Origin of the sequence: Streptococcus oralis subsp. dentisani, from assembly GCF_002860905.1 — a bacterium.
GTDB lineage: Bacteria > Bacillota > Bacilli > Lactobacillales > Streptococcaceae > Streptococcus > Streptococcus oralis_BA.
Genome location: NZ_PKIG01000002.1, coordinates 54,377 through 75,947, shown reverse-complemented (window position 1 = coordinate 75,947; position 21,571 = coordinate 54,377). Strand labels below are relative to the sequence as shown.

19 protein-coding genes, 2 tRNA genes and 3 pseudogenes are annotated in these 21,571 nt (G+C 40.6%); 2 read left to right on the top strand and 22 right to left on the bottom strand.

The window, feature by feature from the left end; translation table 11 throughout:
- Positions 1-144: 144 nt before the first annotated feature.
- The 21 genes and pseudogenes from CYK16_RS03435 to CYK16_RS03330 all read right to left on the bottom strand — a co-directional run bounded on the left by CYK16_RS03435 (position 145) and on the right by CYK16_RS03330 (position 19,500).
- Positions 145-2,691 (bottom strand): M1 family metallopeptidase, encoded by a 2,547-nt coding sequence (locus CYK16_RS03435; protein ID WP_060805707.1) that lies wholly within the window; start codon positions 2,689-2,691, stop codon positions 145-147.
- A 121-nt stretch (positions 2,692-2,812) separates the two neighbouring features.
- Entirely contained in the window at positions 2,813-3,253 is a 441-nt protein-coding gene (locus tag CYK16_RS03430) for an ASCH domain-containing protein (RefSeq protein ID WP_060805706.1), read from the bottom strand.
- Positions 3,195-4,098: pseudogene (locus CYK16_RS03425) on the bottom strand (putative PEP-binding protein). Before CYK16_RS03425 ends, CYK16_RS03430 begins: the two are co-directional and overlap by 59 nt.
- Positions 4,076-4,576: an NUDIX hydrolase gene (locus tag CYK16_RS03420; protein ID WP_060805704.1), complete on the bottom strand. Its 501-nt coding sequence runs from the start codon at positions 4,574-4,576 to the stop codon at positions 4,076-4,078. The pseudogene CYK16_RS03425 and the gene CYK16_RS03420 overlap by 23 nt, the downstream one beginning before the upstream one ends.
- A gap of 10 nt (positions 4,577-4,586) precedes the next feature.
- Positions 4,587-5,285: a 3-oxoacyl-ACP reductase gene (locus CYK16_RS03415; protein WP_060805703.1), complete on the bottom strand. Its 699-nt coding sequence runs from the start codon at positions 5,283-5,285 to the stop codon at positions 4,587-4,589.
- Positions 5,278-5,514, bottom strand: coding sequence for a DUF2829 domain-containing protein (locus CYK16_RS03410; protein WP_000141913.1), 237 nt, complete (start codon positions 5,512-5,514; stop codon positions 5,278-5,280). Before CYK16_RS03410 ends, CYK16_RS03415 begins: the two co-directional genes overlap by 8 nt.
- A 110-nt stretch (positions 5,515-5,624) precedes the next feature.
- Positions 5,625-6,468 (bottom strand): annotated as a pseudogene (locus CYK16_RS10795) (IS630 family transposase).
- A 298-nt stretch (positions 6,469-6,766) separates the two neighbouring features.
- Positions 6,767-8,179: a Fe-S cluster assembly protein SufB gene (gene sufB / locus CYK16_RS03395; protein WP_060805702.1), complete on the bottom strand. Its 1,413-nt coding sequence runs from the start codon at positions 8,177-8,179 to the stop codon at positions 6,767-6,769.
- Positions 8,180-8,236: 57 nt separating this feature from the next.
- The gene (sufU, locus tag CYK16_RS03390; RefSeq protein ID WP_060805701.1) at positions 8,237-8,677 is read right to left on the bottom strand and encodes a Fe-S cluster assembly sulfur transfer protein SufU; all 441 of its coding nucleotides are present in this window, start codon (positions 8,675-8,677) and stop codon (positions 8,237-8,239) included.
- Positions 8,664-9,890 carry a cysteine desulfurase gene (locus tag CYK16_RS03385; protein WP_060805700.1) on the bottom strand — a complete coding sequence of 409 codons (1,227 nt, stop codon included), beginning with the start codon at positions 9,888-9,890 and terminating at the stop codon, positions 8,664-8,666. Before CYK16_RS03385 ends, sufU begins: the two co-directional genes overlap by 14 nt.
- Before the next feature lie 10 nt (positions 9,891-9,900).
- Positions 9,901-11,175, bottom strand: coding sequence for a Fe-S cluster assembly protein SufD (gene sufD / locus CYK16_RS03380; protein WP_060805699.1), 1,275 nt, complete (start codon positions 11,173-11,175; stop codon positions 9,901-9,903).
- 27 nt (positions 11,176-11,202) lie between these two features.
- Complete coding sequence (sufC, locus tag CYK16_RS03375) at positions 11,203-11,973, bottom strand: Fe-S cluster assembly ATPase SufC (protein ID WP_000114489.1); 771 nt, start codon at positions 11,971-11,973, stop codon at positions 11,203-11,205.
- 150 nt (positions 11,974-12,123) lie between these two features.
- On the bottom strand, positions 12,124-12,318 hold the full coding sequence (locus CYK16_RS03370; protein ID WP_001081602.1) for a DUF3272 domain-containing protein: 195 nt from the start codon (positions 12,316-12,318) through the stop codon (positions 12,124-12,126).
- 27 nt (positions 12,319-12,345) lie between these two features.
- Entirely contained in the window at positions 12,346-14,001 is a 1,656-nt protein-coding gene (gene dnaX, locus CYK16_RS03365) for a DNA polymerase III subunit gamma/tau (RefSeq protein ID WP_060805698.1), read from the bottom strand.
- Entirely contained in the window at positions 14,001-14,498 is a 498-nt protein-coding gene (locus tag CYK16_RS03360; protein WP_060805697.1) for a GAF domain-containing protein, read from the bottom strand. The genes dnaX and CYK16_RS03360 overlap by 1 nt, the downstream gene beginning before the upstream one ends.
- A gap of 85 nt (positions 14,499-14,583) precedes the next feature.
- On the bottom strand, positions 14,584-15,786 hold the full coding sequence (gene rpsA / locus CYK16_RS03355) for a 30S ribosomal protein S1 (RefSeq protein WP_001001630.1): 1,203 nt from the start codon (positions 15,784-15,786) through the stop codon (positions 14,584-14,586).
- 161 nt (positions 15,787-15,947) lie between these two features.
- Positions 15,948-16,019: transfer RNA gene (locus CYK16_RS03350), tRNA-Gln, on the bottom strand.
- Positions 16,020-16,028: 9 nt separating this feature from the next.
- Positions 16,029-16,109 (bottom strand) — tRNA-Tyr (locus CYK16_RS03345).
- 49 nt (positions 16,110-16,158) lie between these two features.
- Positions 16,159-16,389, bottom strand: a complete 231-nt coding sequence (locus CYK16_RS03340; protein WP_000037113.1) for a DUF2969 domain-containing protein — start codon at positions 16,387-16,389, stop codon at positions 16,159-16,161.
- Between the two features lie 98 nt (positions 16,390-16,487).
- Positions 16,488-18,455, bottom strand: coding sequence for a peptide ABC transporter substrate-binding protein (locus CYK16_RS03335; RefSeq protein WP_060805696.1), 1,968 nt, complete (start codon positions 18,453-18,455; stop codon positions 16,488-16,490).
- Between the two features lie 22 nt (positions 18,456-18,477).
- Positions 18,478-19,500 (bottom strand): branched-chain amino acid aminotransferase, encoded by a 1,023-nt coding sequence (locus CYK16_RS03330; protein WP_060805695.1) that lies wholly within the window; start codon positions 19,498-19,500, stop codon positions 18,478-18,480.
- A gap of 308 nt (positions 19,501-19,808) precedes the next feature.
- On the opposite strand from CYK16_RS03330, the pseudogene CYK16_RS11030 reads away from it, so the two are divergent.
- Positions 19,809-20,057, top strand: a pseudogene (locus CYK16_RS11030) (IS630 transposase-related protein); the annotation flags it as partial.
- 190 nt (positions 20,058-20,247) lie between these two features.
- On the top strand, positions 20,248-20,382 hold the full coding sequence (locus CYK16_RS11025; RefSeq protein ID WP_081094044.1) for a hypothetical protein: 135 nt from the start codon (positions 20,248-20,250) through the stop codon (positions 20,380-20,382).
- A 22-nt stretch (positions 20,383-20,404) separates the two neighbouring features.
- Here the strand turns inward: CYK16_RS11025 and CYK16_RS03320 are convergent, their stop codons facing one another.
- Positions 20,405-21,571, bottom strand: a complete 1,167-nt coding sequence (locus tag CYK16_RS03320; RefSeq protein ID WP_060805694.1) for an ATP-grasp domain-containing protein — start codon at positions 21,569-21,571, stop codon at positions 20,405-20,407.

The following is a 21,571-nucleotide window of genomic DNA, read 5'->3' as shown; positions in this document are numbered from 1 at the left end:
TATACTCAATGAAAATCAAAGAGCAAACTAGGAAGCTAGCCGCAGGCTGTACTTGAGTACTGTAAGGCGACGCTGACGTGGTTTGAATTTGATTTTCGAAGAGTATTACATGAGATAGCTGAGTTTTCTTTTATTTAGTCTTAATTATTTAGTTCCGTATTGAAGAACGACTGCTTCCACTGCAGCTTTTTCACGGTTAATCAAGTCAACACGCGCTGCAATTTCCTTGATTCCCATACTGATGTTACGGCTAAGAGCAAGGTCAGAAAGTTGTGGCTCAAAGAATTCCTTGTACTCTGCCAAGCGTTGCTGAGTCTTAAATACGTGAGCAGGAAGGATAACAAAGCTATCAAAGCTCATATCTCCTCCAAGAGCTGCCTTAATCCAAGCCCAGTTTTCACGAGCCCAAGACCAAGCTGTTTCCTGAGTTGCTTGATGAGCTAGGAATTGGTAATACCATGCAGACAAGTCTTGTGGTTTAACCACAAATTTGTCCTTCCAAGAAGCAATCAAGGTTTGGATATTGTCCGCATCTTTACTATAGGCAAGAGCGGCTGCCAACTGACGTTTAAAGACAGCATCTGTTGCGTGAGTATAAGTATCAAGATAAAGTGCTAACAAGTCTTTGGTCTCATGATGTTTCATCTCATTGATCAGGACTTGTGAGCGAATAGCTGCTGGAAGTCCTGCAAGATTCTCCTTGTGAGCCGCGAAGATTTGGCTAGCGACTTGACTAGCTTCTGCATCATTTGAGCGAATCATCATAGAAACAGCCAACTGACGAACCAATTCATCCGCATCTGATTCTCCGTCTTTAGCTTCAAAACCAAGACGGTCATAATTATGACGAGCCAATTTAGCAACCAAGGCTTTGAAGGCTCTTTCAGCTTCTGTTCCTTCATCGATAAAGCGCTCAAGAGCAGAAATTACTTCAGAAACAGCTGAAACGACAAGGTAAGATTCTTCCTTAGCAAGTTTATCAAGAACTGGGAGCAAGTCAGCATAAGAAATGTGCCCTGCTTCAGCAAGCAAACGACGTTCTTGGACGATTTGCAATTTGCTTGTGTTATCAAGCTCAACTAGGTCAGAAAGAACAGCATCTAACAAGTCTCCTTGATAGTCTGTAATGTAGTGGGCTGTATTTTCAGTGTTGAGACGAAGTGCTGTTTTGTTTTCAGCAAGAAGAGCTGCGTAGCCTGGAATTTCGATGCTTTCAGTTTCAAGTGTATCAGGCAAGCCTTTCCAGTTGCTGTTTAGTGGCACAACCCAGAGACGGTTCTTGTCTTCGTGCTCACCGATAAAGAATTGTTTTTGTGAAATCTTCAAAACATCATTTTCAACTTTGACAGTGAGAACTGGATAACCAGGTTGTTCCAACCAAGAATCCATGAAGGCTGAAACATCACGGCCAGATGCTTGACCAAGAGCATCCCAAAGGTCACGACCAATTGTATTTCTGTACTGATGTTTTTCAAAGTAGGCATGCAAACCTTTGGCAAAATCGGCATCACCTAGCCAACGACGAAGCATGTGCATGAGGCGACTTCCTTTGGCATAGACGATAGCTCCGTCAAAGAGCGTATTGATTTCATCTGGGTGTTTGACTTCGACGTGAACAGACTGCACGCCATCAGTTGCGTCACGTTCAAGAGCGTGAGGTACTCCACCTGTTTGGAAATCTTCAAAGATATTCCAGCTTTGTTCAATAGCATCCACACAGACGTACTCCATCATGTTAGCAAAGCTTTCATTGAGCCAAAGGTCATCCCACCATTTCATAGTAACAAGGTTACCAAACCATTGGTGAGCCAATTCATGTGCCACAACAAGAGCAACTTGTTGACGGCTGGCAAAGGTAGAGTTCTCATCCACAACCAAGTAAACTTCACGGTAGGTCACAAGACCCCAGTTTTCCATAGCTCCAGCTGAGAAGTCAGGAAGGGCGATGTGGAGAGATTGAGGGATCGGGTACTTAACTCCATAGTAATCTTCGTAAAACTCGATAGAGCGAACAGCGATATCCAGTGAGAAATCAAGGTTAGATAGTGGGTGGGCTTTGGTTGAATAAACACCTACGAGGGTACCATTTTTAGTTTTAGCGGTCACACCTTGCAAATCACCTGCTACAAAGGCTAACAAGTAAGAAGACATGCGAGGTGTTGTCTCAAACTTCCAGATACCTGTTTCCTTACGTTTTTCAACATCGATTTCTGGCATGTTAGACAAGGCCAATTCATCTTCTGCTTGGTCAAAACGTAGAGAGAGGTCAAAAGTTGCTTTGGCTTCTGGTTCATCCACACATGGGAAGGCTTCGCGCGCAAAATGACTCTCGAACTGAGTAGACAAGACTTCCTTCTTCACTCCATCAACTGTGTAGTAAGATGGGTAAATCCCTGTCATGTTGTCTGTAATTTTTCCTGAGAAAGCGATAACCACTTCAACTTGACCTGCTTCCGCAAGTTCAATATGAAGGGCTTCATTTTCATGGTCAACTGTAAATGGACAAGCTACCCCTGCAACTTCTACAGAAGCGATTTCCAAGTCTTTTTGATGAAGGGAAATGCGGTCACTCTGTGCTTGACCACTAATAGTCACCTCTCCTGAAAAAGTCTTGGTCTCACGACTCAAGTCTAAAAATAAATCATAATGTTCAGGAACAAATTGCTTAATAAAATGTTCAACTGCTTGCATAGTTTTCTCCTATCTAAGTTTAAGAGCTAGAGCTCTTCTTCAAACAAACTTATTATATCATGTTTTGCTTGAGAAAAAAGGATTGGACAGCGATTTCCAAAACTTTCTTCTATCTAACAGTCTACAGTGGGTAGACCTTGCGAAATTCTTCTAAAACAACCTTACTTTCAGGTGTAAAAGTCAGTCCTGCTTCTCTCAGCCACTCGGCGAAACAATCCTCATGAACCTGACACCAATAGGCTAGGGATTTGTCACCTTCCCCTTCCTTAAAGGCATGTTGAGCAGAAACTTGATTGAAGGGCTGGACAGAAACCTTTGTAATTTCGACAATACAGACAGCCTGATTTTGACTATCTAAAATGACATCAAAAGTTCCTTCTTGAGGAAGAGACTCGGCTTCTAGTGCATAGAGGTCGTAGGCTGATGCTGTTGCGGTCTTTTCGCCTCTTAAAACCAAATCTGTCAAGAGATCGGCTTCCTCTCCAAAAGCCCAGGCATCAATTTCATCTCCAATCGAGGGGTTGATTTGCTTGTAGGCATTCCATATTTCTTGCGGTGTCATGGGTTTCTCCTTTGTAATTTCTTACTTTCTTCTTTTATATGTTTGAGATGATCTGGATGGTCAATTTCTAAATCAAAAATCTCCGGAATAGAGCTATAGTGGATAATGCATTCGATACCCATCTGATTCATTTTTTGTATGAAAGAAGTATTCAGATAACCTGCTACAGCAAAATCAATCTTTTTCAACCTTGCTTTATCCTGCATCTGTCTCAGCATATCTAACATAATTGGACTTTCCATATCATGCCATTGACTGTTTCTCACAGTCGCAAAAACAAAAGAAGTCAAATCATTCATTCCAACTACAATCTTTGAAATGCCCGTTTCCAGTATCCTGTCTAAGTCAAAATACGCTGACGGTAATTCAATCATCGTGCCAACTTTCCCAGTAAAGCCATGCTGACGCAATACTGTAATAGCTTGCTTTAACTGCTCAGCATCATTGACAAAAGGAAAAACAAGAGACAGATTGGAATTGGTTTGATAAACTTCTGTAACGACATGTACCTCAGCCTGAAATTCATCTTGACACATCAATAAACGCCTCGTTCCTCTATAGCCAAACAAGGGATGATTTTCATCAAAATACTCTTTAGTCCCCTTTAGACAATTAGCTTCTGTATTTGTTAATTCTGAAAAACGATACCAGACTTCTTCATCTGAGTACAAGGAACAAATAGTATCTAGATAATCTTTTACAAATTCCTTACAACTTGGTAACAGGATGTTTTGGTTAAGCTCCCTCAACAAATATTCCCCACGAATCATGCCAACATGATGAAATAGTTGTGGGTAAACTTTTTCATCAAGTTTTTCGCCACTAAGGGCAAGTTCGTTTCTCATCATTCACCTTCCAATTCATGTAAGAGGTCTTGTCCAGTTCTGGAAATCCTAATAATTCAGACTTAATCTTCAAGACTAGTGGCGATGCATTTTCTTCTGTGACTTCTTGAATATCCATCCAAATATATCCAAGTGAATCATTAATACCATCAGAGACAGCTTTAGAAATCGTAACTTGAGGCGCATCCTCATCCATTTCAACATCATACAAGGCCATGACATGGTGAACCATAAAATTTTTTAACTCTTCCCTGACGAAAACATCGTAGATTCGAGGATTAGAGTAGCCTCCAACAGTAAATCCCGTCTCTTCCAAAACTTCTCTAGTCAGCGTTTCCGTCAGTTCTTCACCAAGTTGCTGACTGCCTCCAGGTAGATCATACCTATGTTGATAAGGGCCTCTCGTTTTTTCAATGCGGAGTAACTTCCCATTTTCAAAGCAAACAGCGTAGACTCCAAAGTGTCTTTTGATTTCCATCCAACTACTCCTACTTCAAAGACCAGCCGCCATCTATTGTCAAGATTTGTCCTTGCATGGCGCTTGCTTTTCCACTGGCCAAAAAGAGACTGACTTCTGCTACTTCCTCTGGCTCGATCCAACGTTTGATTGGGGTTTCACTAGCCACCCAGTCCGCTAAACCACCTGGTTCAAAGTCGGCAGCGGTCATAGCTGTCTTGACTGCTCCTGGAGCAATCCCAAAGACCTGAATCCCAGCTTCAGCATAGTCTAGAGCCAACTGCTTGGTGAAGCCAGCCAAGGCGTGCTTCGAAGAAGTATAGGCGTGTCCACCGCCACCTGCTAGACTAGAAGCAATAGAGCACATATTGATGATGATTCCCTTTTTATTCTCCAGCATTTGTGTCAAATAATTCCGAGTCAACTCTACTGGAGTCACGTAGTTGATTTCAAAAATTTCTTGAATTTCCTGCGCTGATTGTTCCAAAAGTGGTTTATAATCATCCAAAACTCCAGCAGTATTACACAAAACATCAACCTGAGGACACCAGTCAAAAATCGGCTCCAAGTCCAAGGTTAAATCTCTCTGTAAAAAGTGAAAATCACCCTCTAAGAGTGGATTTTCACCTTGGTCAACTCCATAAACTTGATAGTCCTTCTCTAAAAAAAGGCGAGCCTGAGCCAATCCGATACCTGAACTCACTCCTGTAATGAGTACACGTTTAGTCATGCACTTCTACCCAATCCGTCGCCAAAACATCACAAGGTGTCGGGCTCCACATGGAAAATCCTTCTCCTTCGCCAGAAACGTTAATCAAAAAATAAGGAGTTACCTCTAAAGCCACACCATTTTGCTCGATGGTATCAAAGAGTTGGACATAGTTCTCAGCACCTCCCCAACCAGTACGTACATATTTTTTCTTAGCCTTTAACCCAGGCAGTATTTCTTCAAATGTCATGGTTTTCTCCTTTTATTCTACATTCTTCATTTAATTATAACAAAAAACCGTTGTGCAACGGCTTTTTGACTCATTTTAAATCAAAATCAATAAGCATTTTATAATTATAGTCATTTAGTTTTAAAAAAGCGTTCCAAACATTCAAAAACATTTGGAACTTCCCTTAATAAATCCGTCACTTTCTTTTTCAAGATAGCCCAAACTTGCTCAATAGGATTCAAATCTGGAGAATAAGGCTGTAGAGGTAAGAAAAAGTGTTTATCTTGAATGCAGTTTTCATCCAAAATGTTCTTGGGATGAAAACTAGCGTTGTCCATAACAATGACATGAGGTGTCTTCAAAGCAGGCAGGAGTCGCATTTTGAACCACTCCACAAAGAAATCGATCGTCATACTTTCCTTGTAAATCATGGGAGCTATAAACTCTCCATCTACTTGTCCTGCAACAATCGAAGTCCGCTCAAAACGCCGTTCGCTAATCTTTTCATAGACTTTCTCCTCTATAGGAGCCCGTGCATAAGGACGATAGAGGTAGCGGTCGATTCCTGTTTCGTCAATATATAGGACTGGTAAATCTTTTAGGCTATTCAAAATATCAAGAAACTCAGCGACTTTCTCTGGATCTTGTTCCTTAAAGCTAGTCGTCTTTTTTTAAAGTGACATGAATCTGCTTTAAAGCTGCCCATACTGAAGGGACAGCATAATCAAAATGTGCCCAATTTCCTGTAAAAAAGCATCTGGATGAGCCTCTACAAAGGCTTTCAATTCTTCTAAAGGGATCTTACGCTTTTTGACGACTCGCTTTTTCCTCTCTAAGTGTCCTTGTTCACGTCTTTCTTTTCCCACGTGAAGAGAGTTCTGCCGCCAACATCAAAAACTTTAGATGCCTCGACATGGCTGTGTCCTTCTTTGATGTAATCTAATGCTCTTGTTTAAAATCTGTACTATATGCCATAGCTTTATTATAAGAAGCTTATTTTAAACTAAGCAACTATATCGTGGCTTGAACTGACTATTTTATATATTGTCTTACTTCGTCCTCACAAAACTATATCAAAAATCAAAAGCGCTTAGAAAAAAACTCTATTTCATGAGAGAATATAATAAATCTTCCCATAATAAAACGCATAATATCAAGTTTTTGGCTCCTGATATCATGCGTTTTCTGTTCTTAAAATATTTTTTTCTCAGTCTCTTTTTGTTACAAGTTCATCTTCAAAGTCCTTGATTTTTAGTAAATCTAAAATCAAATTTTATCCGACTGATCCTTCCATTTCATAGCTAATCAAGCGGTTAAGCTCAACTGCATATTCCATTGGAAGTTCTTTTGTGAAGGGCTCCACAAATCCCATAACAATCATTTCTGTCGCTTCTGATTCTGACAATCCACGGCTCATGAGGTAATAGAGTTGTTCCTCTGAAATCTTAGAAACCTTGGCTTCGTGTTCCAAAGCTACTTGCGAGTTGTGAATTTCATTAAATGGAATAGTATCTGATGCTGACAAGTCATCCATAATAATGGTATCACACTCGATGTGAGAGACAGATTTCTTAGAGTTTTTGTTAAAGGTTACTTGTCCACGGTAGTCAACCTTCCCTCCGCCTTTAGCGATAGATTTAGACACGATAGACGAGCTGGTATGTGGAGCATTGTGGATCATCTTAGCACCAGTATCCTGGTGTTGCCCTGCATTAGCAAAGGCGATCGAAAGCATGGTTCCACGCGCCCCTGCTCCATCTAGGTAAACAGATGGGTATTTCATAGTTGTCTTGGCACCCAAGTTTCCATCAATCCACTCAACTGTCGCATCTTTCAAGGCTTTGGCACGTTTTGTTACCAAGTTATAAACGTTATCAGACCAGTTTTGGATAGTCGTATAACGCATGTAAGCTCCGTCCAAGGCAAAGATTTCTACAATGGCTGCATGCAAGCTGTTACTTGAATAAGTTGGTGCTGTACATCCTTCAACGTAGTGGACACTTGCTCCCTCATCAACGATAATCAAGGTACGTTCAAACTGACCAGTATTTTCGTTGTTGATACGGAAGTAAGTTTGAAGTGGAATATCCACTTTCACACCTTTTGGTACATAGATAAAGGTTCCACCAGACCATACTGCTGAGTTGAGGGCAGCCAATTTGTTATCTGTTGGCGGTACCAACTTAGCAAAGTATTGTTTAAACAAGTCTGGGTATTCCTTGAGGGCAGAATCCGTATCTGTAAAGATAATTCCCAATTTTTGGAACTCTTCCTTCATATTGTGGTAAACCACTTCTGACTCATACTGGGCAGAGGCACCTGCTAGATAGGCACGCTCAGCTTCCGGAATCCCGATACGTTCAAAGGTTTCTTTAATCTTTTCAGGAACCTCATCCCATGAACGAGCTGGTTTATCAGATGGTTTTTGGTAGTAGATCAAGTCATCAAAATCAATCTCTGACAAGTCTGCTCCCCAAGTTTGCATAGGCATTTTTTTGAAGGTTTCATAAGACTTCAAACGGAATTCTAACATCCACTCAGGTTCTCCCTTAGCAGCTGATAGTTCACGAATGACATCTTCATTCAATCCTTTTCCTGTCGATAGGACAGGCTCTACATCATCATGGAAACCAAATTTATATTCACCAAGGTCAATTGGTTTTGGTTCTACTCTTTCTTCAGCCATAATATCCTTTCTTTCATTCTTCATTTCTACTGATTCATAAGACAAAAGAAACTTGCCTTACTTGTTTTCTTGATTTTCAATTGTTTTCTTCAGGGCATTCCAAGCTAGAGTTGCACACTTGATTCGTTGAGGGAATTTGGCAACACCTGACAAGAAAGCAGCATCACCTAGTTGGTCTTGACGCTCATCTTTTTGCCCTTGAACCATTTCAGAAAAAATAGTCGCAAGTTCTAAGATTTCTTGCTTGGTCTTACCCAAAACGGCATCTGTCATCATGCTCGCAGAGGCAGTCGAGATGGTACAACCTGAGTTTAGAAAAGCGATATCTTCCAAGCGGTCATCTGCATCAAACTTGACGGAGAGATTGATAACATCTCCACAGGTCGGATTGTTGAGACTGATTTGCTCAGCATCTTCTAACTTCCCTTGGTGATGTGGATTTTTCGAATGATCCGCTACCACTGCCATATAAAGGCTATCTAGTTTAGAAAGTGCCATTGAAAAACTCCTTTGTCTTTTGTAAGGCATCGACTAGCTTGTCGCAATCTGCCTTGGTATTGTAGATATAAAAACTTGCACGAGCTGTTGCTGGAACATCCAAATACTGGAGCAAGGGTTGAGCGCAATGGTGACCTGCTCGAACAGCTACTCCTTCATAATCCAAAGCAGTCGCAAGGTCGTGCGGATGAAGATCACCTAGGTTAAAGGCAATCACACCTGAACGTTGAGCCAAGTCCTGTGAACCATAAATGGTCAGTCCTTCAATCGCCTGCAGTTTTGGATAGACGTATGCGATCAATCCTTGTTCATGGGCTTCAATGGCATCCATACCAATCTTTTCTAGATAATCTACTGCTGCTGCCAGTCCGATTGCACCTGCCATATTGGGTGTTCCAGCTTCAAATTTCCAAGGCAATTCCTTCCAACTAGCAGATTGCTCATAGACGAAATCAATCATCTCACCGCCAAATTCTACTGGAGACATTTGTTCCAGATACTTTTCTTTACCGTAAAGAACACCGATACCAGTCGGACCAGCCATCTTGTGACCTGAAAAGGCAAAGAAGTCCACATCCAAGTCCTGAACATCAATCTTCATATGGGGTGTAGACTGAGCACCATCCACCACCATGATGGCTCCCACTTGGTGGACCAATTGAGTGATTTCTTTGATTGGATTGACCACACCAAGAACATTTGAGGCGTGAGCTAGGGATACAAACTTGACTTTATCAGTCAACTTAGCCCTTAAATCATCCATATCTAGAGCTCCATCCTTGAGGTAGACATAGACAAGCTCCGCTCCAGTCTTGCGGCAGGCTTCCTGCCATGGAATGATATTGGAATGGTGTTCCATGACGGAAATCAAGACCTGGTCTCCCTCAGTCAAGACTTCCTCAGCATAACGCGCTACCCAGTTAAGACTGGTTGTCGTTCCTCTTGTAAAGAGAACTTCCTTTGTAGAGCCTGCATTGATAAACTTACCAATGGTTTCACGAGCAGCTTCATAGGAAGCTGTCGCCCTTTCTGCCAAGGTATGAACGCCACGATGAACATTGGCATTGTCCTGCTCATAATAGCGGTTAATCGTTTCCAGAACTGCTAGTGGTTTTTGTGTCGTCGCGGCATTATCCAGATAAACCAGAGGTTCATCGTTAACAATCTGATCTAAAATTGGAAAATCCTTGCGAATCGCTTCTACATCTAACATAGGCTACCCCTTAGCGTTTTGACAATTTTTCTTCGATAGTTGCAATCATTTCATCACGAACTTCCTTGACTGGAATCTCAACGATAACAGATCCAAGGAAACCACGGACAACCAAGCGTTCTGCAGTTGCCTTATCCAAGCCACGGCTCATGAGGTAATACATATCTTCTGGATCTACCTGACCGATAGAAGCCGCGTGTCCTGCAGTTACGTCATTTTCATCAATCAAAAGGATTGGGTTGGCATCTGAACGCGCTTGGTCTGAAAGCATGAGAACACGACTTTCTTGTTGCGCATCTGCTCCCTTGGCCCCCTTGATAATGTGACCTATACCGTTGAAAGTTAAAGTTGCTTTTTCAAGAATAACCCCATGTTGGAGGATATTTCCGATTGAGTTGCAACCATAGTTAGTTACTCGGGTATCAATCCCTTGTACCTGACGGCCACTTGAAAGAGCTACCACTTTAAGGTCGGCATTGCTACCATTACCAATCAAGTCACTATCAAAATCCGCAACGACATTTCCTTCGTTCATGACACCGATTGCCCAGTCAATACTTGCATCGTTACCTAGTTTACCACGACGGCTAATGTAAGCAGTAACATTTTCACCTAGACGGTCGATAGCCGCAAACTTCACTTGCGCACCAGAACGAGCAATCACTTCTACTGTGATATTAGCAGTTGCTTTGGCAGTTGCTTTGGCACTTCCTCCACCACGTGACTCTAAACGTTCTAGATAACTAATCTTAGAGTTTTTACCAGCGATAATCATAATATGCTTGTTAAACGGCACATCGCTATCGCTGTCTTGATAGAAAATTCCTTCGATTGGTTCTTTAATCTCAACGTTATCAGGAATGTAGAGAACAGCACCACTATTGAAATAAGCTGTATGGTAGGCTGCCAACTTGTCATCGTCATACTTAACAGATGACATGAAGAATTCTTCGATCAGCTCTGGAATTTCTTCTAAAGCTGAGTGAAAATCTGTAAAGACGACACCCTGTTCAGCCAACTCAACTGGAGTTTGCTCAAAAACAGTTTGAGTTCCTACTTGCACCAACTTCAAGTGATTATCTAAAGCTGTAAAATCTGGAACATTTGCTGATGGCTCACTTTCTGTAATCGTTCCATCACCCAGATTCCAACGGTGGAATTTGACACGCTCAATAACTGGTAATTCCAAAGTCTCAATCTTGTCAAAAGCTTTTTGACGGAGATCAGCCAACCAGCTTGGTTCAGCATGCATTTCTGAAAAAAGTTTAATAGTTTCTTTAGTCATTTACTTCTCCTAAAAGATACGAGGGAATTACAATTCTTCCTTGTAGTCATAGCCAAGTTCTTCAGCTAGTTTTGCGTATCCTTCACGTTCCAAACGCGCAGCCAATTCTGGACCACCAGAAAGGACAACACGACCTTCCATCATGACGTGTACCACATCAGGTGTGATGTAGTTCAAAAGACGTTGGTAGTGAGTGATAATCATAGCACCAAAACCTTCACCACGCATAGCATTGACACCTTTAGAAACAACTTTAAGAGCGTCAATATCAAGACCAGAGTCAATCTCATCCAAAAGGGCAAAAGTTGGTTCCAACATCAAAAGTTGAAGAATCTCATTACGTTTTTTCTCACCACCAGAGAAACCTTCGTTGAGGTAACGCTCAGCCATTTCTTCTTTCATGTTGAGCAATTCCATCTTCTCATCCAATTTAGTGATAAACTCACGAACTGAAATTTTTTCATCATCTTCTTTACCAGCATTCATGGCTGCACGAAGAAACTCAGCGTTAGTAATACCAGGAATTTCTGATGGGTATTGCATAGCAAGGAAAAGTCCCATACGCGCACGCTCGTCAACTTCCAACTCAAGGATGTTTACGCCATCAAACAAGACTTCACCTTTGGTAACTTCATAGTTTGGATTTCCCATGATAGCTGCAGAAAGAGTCGATTTACCTGTACCATTTGGTCCCATGATAGCGGCGATTTCTCCTGTTTTCAGGGTCAGGTTAACCCCTTTTAAAATTTCTTTTCCTTCAATCTCAACGTGAAGATCTTTGATCTCTAATACTGACATGATAGTTCCTTTCTTTTTCAAGGCCTTTACAGTTCTTACTGGAAACATACTTGATTTCCTTAGAAAATACGGTAAAAGCTCAATAAATATACTTTTATAGTATAACAAAAAAAAGCCTAAAAGGCTTTGATTTTGTCTAGAAGCTGAGGACTAGTCTTTTCCTTTTAAATGTTGGTCAATGACATCTACTATTTTACCCATCAAGTAACTAACTCGGAAATTTCTAAAGAGTAAAATGGCCCAAAAGGCTGCCATAATATAGCGACCAGTCATCCAGGCTTCATTGAAAAAATAGGTCTCAGCAGCTGTAAACAGCGCGATGATAATAAATTGTTGTCTATTCATAAACTTATTGTATCATGAAATCTTTCTTTAGTCTTCCTCTACCTTCACTTTATCAGCCAAAAATTCAAATCCTTCTGGAATCAGGCTTTCTTCTGCTTCTTTTTCAGTTTGAGAAGATTTGGCTTTGGCTGAAAAGGCTGCGCGAACTTCTTTCCATTCCTCCATGGAAATGGCTAAAATCTCAGGTGAAAAACCTGCTGCCTGACTGAGGATGTTACCAAACATAGTGTTGAGATTGTCCCGTTTCATGGTTTGACCAGCATTGAAGTTAGATTCAAAAGCAAGAATAGCATGGTGTTCATTGGCTGCAACCGGTTGAGAACCAACTAGCAGAGCCTTATCAGGACCTCCAAGACTTTCAATCACTTCTCCCCAGGCATTTTGCAAGCGAATCAGATTTTGACGTGCTAAATCTGGATTTTCAACGGCCTCTTGTAGGATCGATTGAACCTTATTGCGATCCACACGATAGACGGTCTTGCTCGCTGCTGGACGGGTAGGTACTGGACTAGTTGGTTTTGGTACAGTGCCCACATTGGCGAGTTCTTGTTTGAGACGCGCAACTTCCTGTCTCAATGCAGAAATTTCATGTTCAACTGCCCCAGAAAGAGCTGGTTCAGGCTTAATCTCTGCCAAACGGATAGTCATCATCTCAACATAAATCTTAGGCTGCAAACTAGACTTAATATCTGCTAAACTGACTGTCGCCAAGCGAATCATTTCAAACAGATTTTCTTGAGGAAGTGCCAAATTCTCTACAAATACTGGACTATGATGAGTGTTTTCTCCCCCTGTTTGAACAATTAACAAGTCTCTTAAATAGTGCAAAAGATCCGTCACAAAACGAGTCATGCTCTTACCATTGTCAAAAAGAAGATTCAAGCAAGACAAAGCCTTGGGAACATCCTGTTGAGACAAGGCAGCCACATAATCATCCAAGGCTGATAGACTAATGGTGCCAGTAATTTCTTCAGAGATGGCAGTCGTCAACTCGTTTCCCTGTGTCAAACTCAGGGCTTGATCCAAAATAGACAAGGCATCTCGCATTCCACCTTCAGCCCGTCTGGCAATGATTTCCACAGCCTCTGGTTCAGAACTGATATTTTCTTTTTCTAAGATATAGCGGATATGTTCCTTAATATCCTGTGTCTTAATCGATTTAAATTCAAAACGTTGCACACGGGATAGAATAGTGGCAGGAATCTTGTGCAATTCAGTAGTAGCCAAAATAAAGACCACATTCTGTGTTGGCTCTTCCAGAGTCTTTAGGAGGGCATTAAAAGCCCCTGTAGACAGCATGTGAACCTCGTCTATGATATAAACCTTATAACGGGCAAGACTAGGGGCATAGGTAGATTTATCACGAATTTCACGGATTTCATCGACTCCATTATTAGAGGCCGCATCCATTTCGATGACATCTTCTAAACTACCATCCGTCACTGCCTGACAAATATAGCAGTTATTACATGGTTCACCACCCACTTGATTGGGACAGTTCATAGCCTTGGCAAAGATCTTAGCCACACTGGTTTTTCCCGTTCCACGAGGACCAGAAAAAAGATATGCATGACTTATTTTCTCTTGTTCCACCGCTTGTTTAAGAGTCTTAGCTACAACTTCTTGACCAACCAACTGGGAGAAATTTTGACTTCTATATTTTCGATAAAGTGCTTGATACATTAGGCTTTCTCCCCAAACATTGTAAAGTCCCATTCTGTCTTTTCAAGCAAAATAGCGACAAATTGTTCCAAATAATCTCGATCCATAGCATCATAATCATCAATCTCTGAAGAATCCAGATCCAGAACCCCGAGCAATTGACCATTCTTCATCATTGGCACAACAATTTCACTTTTAGCTCGACTATCACAAGAAATATAGTTGGGATAAGTTGTTACATTACCAACCAGAACAGTTTCCTGAAAGTGGGCTGCCTCCCCACAAACACCTTTGCCTAGTGAGATACGGATACAGGAAACACCTCCTTGGAAAGGACCTAAAATCAATTCCTTTCCATCGAACAGATAAAAGCCTGCAAATACGGTATTAGGGAAGCGTGATTTTAGAAGAGCGCTGGCGTTGGAAAGATTAGCCAAAACATTGGTTTCACCATCCAATAAAAAAGAGAGCTCTTCATTTAACATTTGATAACGTGATTGTTTTTCTGATTCTAACATAGAACTATTATATCAAAAAAGGCTTACAGACAAAAGAAAAATCCCTTGTTTAGAAAACAAAGGATTTTATGAATTTTCAATTTGATTAAAGTTCGATATCACCGAACAAGTCAGCCATTGAGAATCCTGTTTGTGTTTCTGGAAGTTCGAAATCACGTTTTTCTTGACGTTTTGGACGACGTGGACGAGCAGCACGTTTTTCTTCTTTTTGTCCTTCTTCTTGAGCTGGACGCTCTTCAAGAGCTTTGATAGAAAGTGATACGCGCTCTGCATCTGCGTTAACTTCAAGAACTTTAACTTTAACTTCTTGACCAACTTTAAGAGCTTCTTTTGGATTTTCAATACGTTTGTGTGAAATTTGTGATACGTGAACAAGTCCATCTATACCTGGCAATACTTCAACAAATGCACCGAAGTCAGTCAAACGTTTAACTGTTCCTTCAACTACATCACCTTTAGCCAATTTTTGCTCAACGCCATCCCATGGTCCAGGTGTTGTTGCTTTAAGTGAAAGCGATACGCGTCCTTCTTCTTCGTTAAGATCAAGGATTTTCACTTCAATTTCTTCACCAACTGTTACAACTGATTTTGGTGATACGTTACGCTCGTGTGACAATTCAGTCAAGTGAACCAATCCGTCAACACCACCAAGGTCGATAAAAGCACCGAAGCTTGTGATACGGGCAACTTTACCAGTTACAACATCACCAACAGCCAATTTACCGAATACTTCAGCGCGAGCTGCTGCTGTAGCTGCTTCAACAACTTCACGACGTGAAAGGATGAAGCGGTTTTCTTTAGCGTCAACTTCTTTGATTTTAGCGTCAAATTCTTGACCTACAAAACGCTCAGTGTTACGTACGAAACGAGTATCCAACATTGAAGCTGGGATAAATCCACGAACACCTTCAAATTCTACTGAAAGTCCACCTTTAACGGCACGAGTTCCTTTAACAGTAACAACTTCTTCTTCGCGACCAACAAGTTTGTCCCATGCTTTGCGAGCTTCAAGGCGTTTTTTAGATACAAGGTATGTAACTGTATCAGTATCTTTACCAACTACTTGACGAAGTACAAGAACATCCAATACTTCTCCTACTTTAACAAAGTCATTGATATCTGCATCGCGATCGTTTGTCAATTCGCGAAGAGTCAAGACACCTTCAACACCAGTTCCAGAGATTGCAACGTTAGCTTGAGTCGCATCAACTGTCAATACTTCAGCACTAACAACATCACCAGTCTCAACTTGGCTAACGCTATTTAGCAAATCTTCAAATTCGTTCATCTAAAAAATCCTCCAACAATCAAGTTTTTCTTAAACTTGACATACTTATAATTTTTTTCCTAAGCACCCGCAAGGACATGTTCATATCGTTCACGTCTTTCAATTATAAAAATAAAATACCCTAAGATATTTTGCTTTTTATCTTGATTATTACCTAAGAACTGGGGTAGCTGGATTCGAACCAACGCATGAGGGAGTCAAAGTCCCTTGCCTTACCGCTTGGCTATACCCCATTGATGAAATGGAGAGAGAGGGATTCGAACCCCCGAACCCGAAGGAGCGGATTTACAGTCCGCCGCGTTTAGCCTCTTCGCTATCTCTCCTACAATCAACATGGACTATTATATCATGAAAATTTCAAAAAAACAAGACTTATTTTGCTAAATTATAATTTTCAATCAAAATTTCCACAGCTTTTTCCAATTTTTTATAAAAACTATCGACATTCCCATTCTTTATGATGGCAAATTGTCCGTCTAATTCGGCAATTTCTCCGATAACTTTTTTACCAATGGTCAAGGTATAACCTTCAAAACTGTCTTTTCCTACATTAACTTTAGCATCTGCTACTTGAATTTCGATTTTTTTATCTTTCTTACTCATTTCATACCTCTCTTCACTTTTTCTATTTTACAAGAAAATCCCAAAACTAGCAAGAAAAAACTCTATATCATTCCAAGTCTGATATAGAGTTTTCTGCTTTATTTAATGTGTTTTTCTAGTTCTTTTTGGTACTTACCGTTTGATTCCAATTTTTCTTTTTGCCATTTTTTCAGTGCTTCTTCATATTCTTTTGTTGTAACGATATCTTTTTGCAATTTCATTCCTTTAAAGATATATGGGTCACCCTTAATACCAACTTGTGAGTATGGTTTTGAGAATGGCACGACATTACTTACAACTGGAGAACCACCAGATGAGGCTGTTGACATCAATAATGAACTATCTGTCAACCAAGCTTGAGCCTTGGCATATTTTTCATATCGCTCTTCAAGATTCGTAGTTTCTGAATCGGCATCATCCAATAATTTCTTATACTGGTCCAAACCAAGTTTCGCTACGACATCCTTATCTTTCCCTTTAGTAATACCAAGGTGTTTCATAGCAGAACCTGATTTAGGATCCATGATATTCAAGTAAGATGCTGGGTCTTGATAACTTGGAGCCCATCCTGTACTGTTCAAATCATAGTCTTTTTGAGAAGGAACACGCGCTTGAGAAGTGATTGTTTCCTTTTCATTATCTGTCATTTGAAGAACATCGATGACAACATTTTCAGCACCAAGAGTTGATTCGATCGACTGTTTGAAAGAGTTGCTTTGTTGAACGGCGATGGTATCTGTTTGTTCAACTGGGACATCCAAGTGAATTGGGAAAGTTACCCCTTTAGACTCTAAGTCTTTCTTAGCTTTTTCAAATGCTGCCTTAGCCTTGTCAGGGTTGTAGATAGAATCCTTACCGTCAACTAGCTCAACACCTTTCCATTGGTCACCATAGTTCACTAACTCAGCTTGAGCGATGTGACCAAAGTTCTTACCACCTGCTTGTACAAAGTTATCAGGAACGAGACTGTTACGAATAATCTTATCCGCACCGTCTTCACCATTTAGCTGGGCAGCATAAGAATGACGGTTGAAGGCAAAGTTGATAGCCTGACGGAAGTCCTTATTAAGCATAGCTTCTTTTGTAGAAGTCTTTTGCTCTTCACTTGTTTTCGCAGTTTTATTGTATGACTGACGATTTACGTTAAAGGTGAAGTAATAACTACTTGAGTCCTGTGGGCTATAAGTGATTTTATCTCCATATTGTTCCAAAGTTGAAGCAAAGTTTGAGCTACTTGGGAAGAGACGGGCTGTCGTATAGGCACCTGAAGAGAAGCTACGAATCAACGATTCCTGATCTGAACCATCGTAGTAGGTCAATTTGATCTTTTCAATTTTTACCTTTTCTTTATCCCAGTAGTTTGGATTTTTCTCGTATTCGATTAACGATTTAGAAGTCAAGGTCTTCAAGATATAAGGACCATTGTAAAGAATCCCTGCTGGAGTAACTGCTCCATAATCTTTACCTGTTGCCTTCAAAAACTCTTCATTTACAGGCAACATCGTCGCTGTTGTAACTTTAGAATTCCAGAAACTTTCTGGTTTGTTTAGGGTATATTCAACTGTATAATCATCCAAGGCTTTAACACCAACTGTAGAGAAATCATTGGTCTCACCAGTCATGTAGGCATCCAAGCCCTTAATTGAATTTTGGATGAGAGAGACGCCGTCTGACTTACCGTCAGCTACGTGTTTCAATCCTGTTACAAAGTCATGGGCTGTTACTTCTGCATATTCTTCACCTTCAGAAGTGTACCATTTAACTCCTTTACGAAGTTTGTAGGTATAAGTCAACCCATCTTTTGACACAGACCAATCCTCAGCCAAGGAAGGAATAACATTTCCGTACTGGTCGTTTTCCATCAAGCCATCAACCACGTTCCCGATGACATCTGTTGTAGATGTACGAGTCGCTATACTATAGTCCAAAGATGCTGGATCTACTGCATAGACATATGAAAATGTTGTCGGTGCATCTGCTTCTTTATCAGCTTTTCCACAAGCCACTAAAAGAGCTGTTGTGCTCAGGACCACTCCTGCTGTTAAGAGCCACTTTTTCGATTTCATCAAAAATCTCCTTTTGTTTATTTTAATCTACTTTTACAATCCAACCTTCTGGCGCTTCAATATCACCAAACTGAATACCTGTCAATTCATCATAGAGTTTACGAGTCAGAGGGCCAACTTCTGTTTCACTATAGAATACATGGAAATCATCACCGTGCTGAATTCCACCAATTGGTGAAATAACTGCTGCTGTACCACAGGCACCTGCCTCTACAAAACGGTCAAGGTTATCAATTGGGACATCTCCCTCAATAGGAGTCAAGCCCAAGCGGTGTTCTGCCAAATAAAGCAAAGAATACTTAGTAATAGATGGCAAGATAGATGGGCTCAATGGTGTTACAAACTCATTGTCAGCTGTAATTCCAAAGAAGTTAGCTGAGCCGACTTCTTCAATCTTTGTATGAGTTGATGGGTCTAGGTAGATAACATCTGAGAAATGACGTGACTTGGCCAATTTCCCTGGCAAGAGACTGGCAGCATAGTTCCCACCAACCTTAGCCGCACCTGTACCATTTGGAGCCGCACGGTCGTATTCATCCTGAATCAAGAAGTTGGTTGGAACCAATCCACCCTTAAAGTAATTTCCAACTGGCATAGCAAAAATTGTGAAAATGTATTCCTCTGCTGGTTTAACCCCGATAATATCTCCAACACCAATCAAAAGTGGACGAAGATAAAGAGTTCCACCTGTTCCATATGGTGGTACGTATTCTTCATTCGCGCGGACAACTGCCTTACAAGCTTCTACGAACATGTCTGTCGGAACTTGTGGCATCAAGAGACGATTACAAGTACGTTGCAGACGTTTAGCATTTTCGTCAGGACGGAAAAGTTGAACACTACCATCCTTAGTACGGTAAGCTTTCAAACCTTCAAAGGCTTGTTGACCATAGTGAAGACTTGGAGAAGACTCTGAAATATGCAAAGTTGCATCCTCTGTAAGCTCTCCTTGATTCCATTGTCCATTTTTAAAATGAGCAATATAGCGATAAGGTAATTTCATATAGGAGAAACCAAGGTTCTCCCAATCAATCGTTACTGTCATATTCCACTCCTTATTCTAAAAACCTATTTCTTATATTCTACACTTTTTTTCTAAAATAGCAAGTATATTTTGTAATTTTCAGAAAATTTCTTCAATAAAAAGAATCTAAGGTATCTGTCGTAATGAATCCTATATGGAGATTGCATAAAAGACTCAAATTATTCTTCTATCTCGTTTAGTAAAATCTATTCAATAACTGAACTTATTTTTGACATACATAGAGCCCGTACATTAATATTAGTAACCTGTTTCGACAGAAATATGACAAAATGAACTAAAGATAGTACACAATGTGGTGCAGTCATCTTATGCCATATTCAATAGATTTACGTAAAAAAAGTTCTCGCCTATTGTAAGCGAATAGGTAGTATAACAGAAACATCACACGTTTTCCAAATCTCACGTAATATCATTATCTAAAAGAGAAAATAGGTGATCTAAACCATCAAGTAAAAGGAACAAAACCAAGAAAAGTTGATAGAGATAGACTTAAAAACTATCTTACTGAGAATCCAGACGCTTATTTGACTGAAATAGCTTCTGAATTTGGCTGTCATCAACTATAGCGTATTGAATCTAGAATAGCACATTACGGTTGCTAAAACATTTCTAGAAAAAATTGACTTTCTCAATCACTTCGTTCACATCTTATTTCAATCCACTATGCTCTCAAAGCTATGGGTTACATTCGAAAAAAAGAATCACACCTACTATGAATAAGCCCCAGAAAAAGTAGCTTTATTTCTTATTCCTCCCCACTCACCTGAGTACAATCTTATTGAGAAAACCTGGGCTCATATTAAAAAGCACCTCAAAAATTGTCCTACTCTTGTGTCAATCCGCTGTGTTTCTCATAAAAAAACAAAAGGACTAAGGGAGTGAATTTCCTTAATCCGATAGTCTCTCAAGCCTGACGCTGACCAAAGTCCTTAATCATCTGCTCCATTTCTTGTCGACTAGAAGTTGTCAGCATATAAAGGTAATCTCCTTGAAGTTCTGCGAAGGCCGCTGGCATGATTTTTTTAACCTTGAACTGCTGGCTATATTTGGCAAGCAAGTCCTCCTCAGAATAGACATAGTGAGCATTTGCACGACGTGATGTAGCCAAACAATACTGAGGTTCAAACTCTGACGCCGGGAACTCTTCTCCCGCGACAATAGCCGCATAGCCACGATAGAGGTCCAAGGAATGAGCAAAGTTATAAACATCAATGGTAAAACCACCTGCAGGACGGTTATTGTACTCAATGGCAATGTAGTCGTCCCCTTCACGGAAGAACTCAATATGGAAGAACCGTTCTTTCATACCAAATTCTTTGACAATGGCCTCACCATATTTACGTAATTTAGGATCCATATCCTTGAGAACGTAATAAGAATTGTCCATCTTGTAAATCATGAGATCCAGCGGTGTATAGGCATAGTCGAAAGTCGTTGAAAAGACAATCTTGCCATCCTTGTCCACAAGTCCGTCAAAGGTGCAAATTTCGCTGGAAGTGACAAATTTTTCAAAGAAATAAACGGTCGAATGATCCCATTCTTGCTTGAAGTGATTGATATCGTCTTCTGTTTCAAGCTTAAAGGTTGCGGCTGCTCCCACTCCATTATCAGGTTTGGCAATCATTGGAAGACCGATTTCGTTCACAGCTTGATCCACATCTGCTTCCGTCTTGATAACAGCTCCAGGGACTACAGGGACACCAGCTTTTTTGAAAAGCTTCTTCATTTCAGACTTATATTTCGTCTTTTTGAGATCCTCTGGTTTGGCACCAAAAACATTGAATTGCTCACGAAGACTTGCATCTAACTCAAGCCAGTATTCATTATGAGATTCGATGCGGTCGATAGGACCATGTTTATAAAAGAGAAAAGCAACTGCACGTTTGACTTCGTCTATGTTCTCAAGATTATCAACACGGAAATACTCGGTCAGGCTATTGCGCAAGGGCTCATCCAGTTGCTCGTAAGGTTCCTGACCAATTCCCAAGACGGTGATACCTTTATTGGCAAGTTCGATGGTAAACTGTTGAAAGTTTTGCGGATAGTAGGGAGAAATAACAAGGTAATTCAT

Bases quoted from the DNA above. Each gene is read 5' to 3' on its own strand.
- sufD (WP_060805699.1), bottom strand. From the start codon at position 11,175: ATGACTAAAGAAACTATTAAACTTTTTTCAGAAATGCATGCTGAACCA.
- CYK16_RS03320 (WP_060805694.1), bottom strand. From the start codon at position 21,571: ATGAATTACCTTGTTATTTCTCCCTACTATCCGCAAAACTTTCAACAG.
- CYK16_RS03410 (WP_000141913.1), bottom strand. From the start codon at position 5,514: ATGACATTTGAAGAAATACTGCCTGGGTTAAAGGCTAAGAAAAAATAT.
- rpsA (WP_001001630.1), bottom strand. From the start codon at position 15,786: ATGAACGAATTTGAAGATTTGCTAAATAGCGTTAGCCAAGTTGAGACT.
- CYK16_RS03360 (WP_060805697.1), bottom strand. From the start codon at position 14,498: ATGTTAGAATCAGAAAAACAATCACGTTATCAAATGTTAAATGAAGAG.
- CYK16_RS03370 (WP_001081602.1), bottom strand. From the start codon at position 12,318: ATGAATAGACAACAATTTATTATCATCGCGCTGTTTACAGCTGCTGAG.
- sufU (WP_060805701.1), bottom strand. From the start codon at position 8,677: ATGGCACTTTCTAAACTAGATAGCCTTTATATGGCAGTGGTAGCGGAT.
- CYK16_RS03430 (WP_060805706.1), bottom strand. From the start codon at position 3,253: ATGACACCGCAAGAAATATGGAATGCCTACAAGCAAATCAACCCCTCG.
- CYK16_RS03330 (WP_060805695.1), bottom strand. From the start codon at position 19,500: ATGACAGTAACGATTGATTGGGAGAACCTTGGTTTCTCCTATATGAAA.
- CYK16_RS03385 (WP_060805700.1), bottom strand. From the start codon at position 9,890: ATGTTAGATGTAGAAGCGATTCGCAAGGATTTTCCAATTTTAGATCAG.
- CYK16_RS03415 (WP_060805703.1), bottom strand. From the start codon at position 5,285: ATGACTAAACGTGTACTCATTACAGGAGTGAGTTCAGGTATCGGATTG.
- CYK16_RS03435 (WP_060805707.1), bottom strand. From the start codon at position 2,691: ATGCAAGCAGTTGAACATTTTATTAAGCAATTTGTTCCTGAACATTAT.
- CYK16_RS03420 (WP_060805704.1), bottom strand. From the start codon at position 4,576: ATGGAAATCAAAAGACACTTTGGAGTCTACGCTGTTTGCTTTGAAAAT.
- sufC (WP_000114489.1), bottom strand. From the start codon at position 11,973: ATGTCAGTATTAGAGATCAAAGATCTTCACGTTGAGATTGAAGGAAAA.
- CYK16_RS03340 (WP_000037113.1), bottom strand. From the start codon at position 16,389: ATGAGTAAGAAAGATAAAAAAATCGAAATTCAAGTAGCAGATGCTAAA.
- CYK16_RS03335 (WP_060805696.1), bottom strand. From the start codon at position 18,455: ATGAAATCGAAAAAGTGGCTCTTAACAGCAGGAGTGGTCCTGAGCACA.
- dnaX (WP_060805698.1), bottom strand. From the start codon at position 14,001: ATGTATCAAGCACTTTATCGAAAATATAGAAGTCAAAATTTCTCCCAG.
- sufB (WP_060805702.1), bottom strand. From the start codon at position 8,179: ATGGCTGAAGAAAGAGTAGAACCAAAACCAATTGACCTTGGTGAATAT.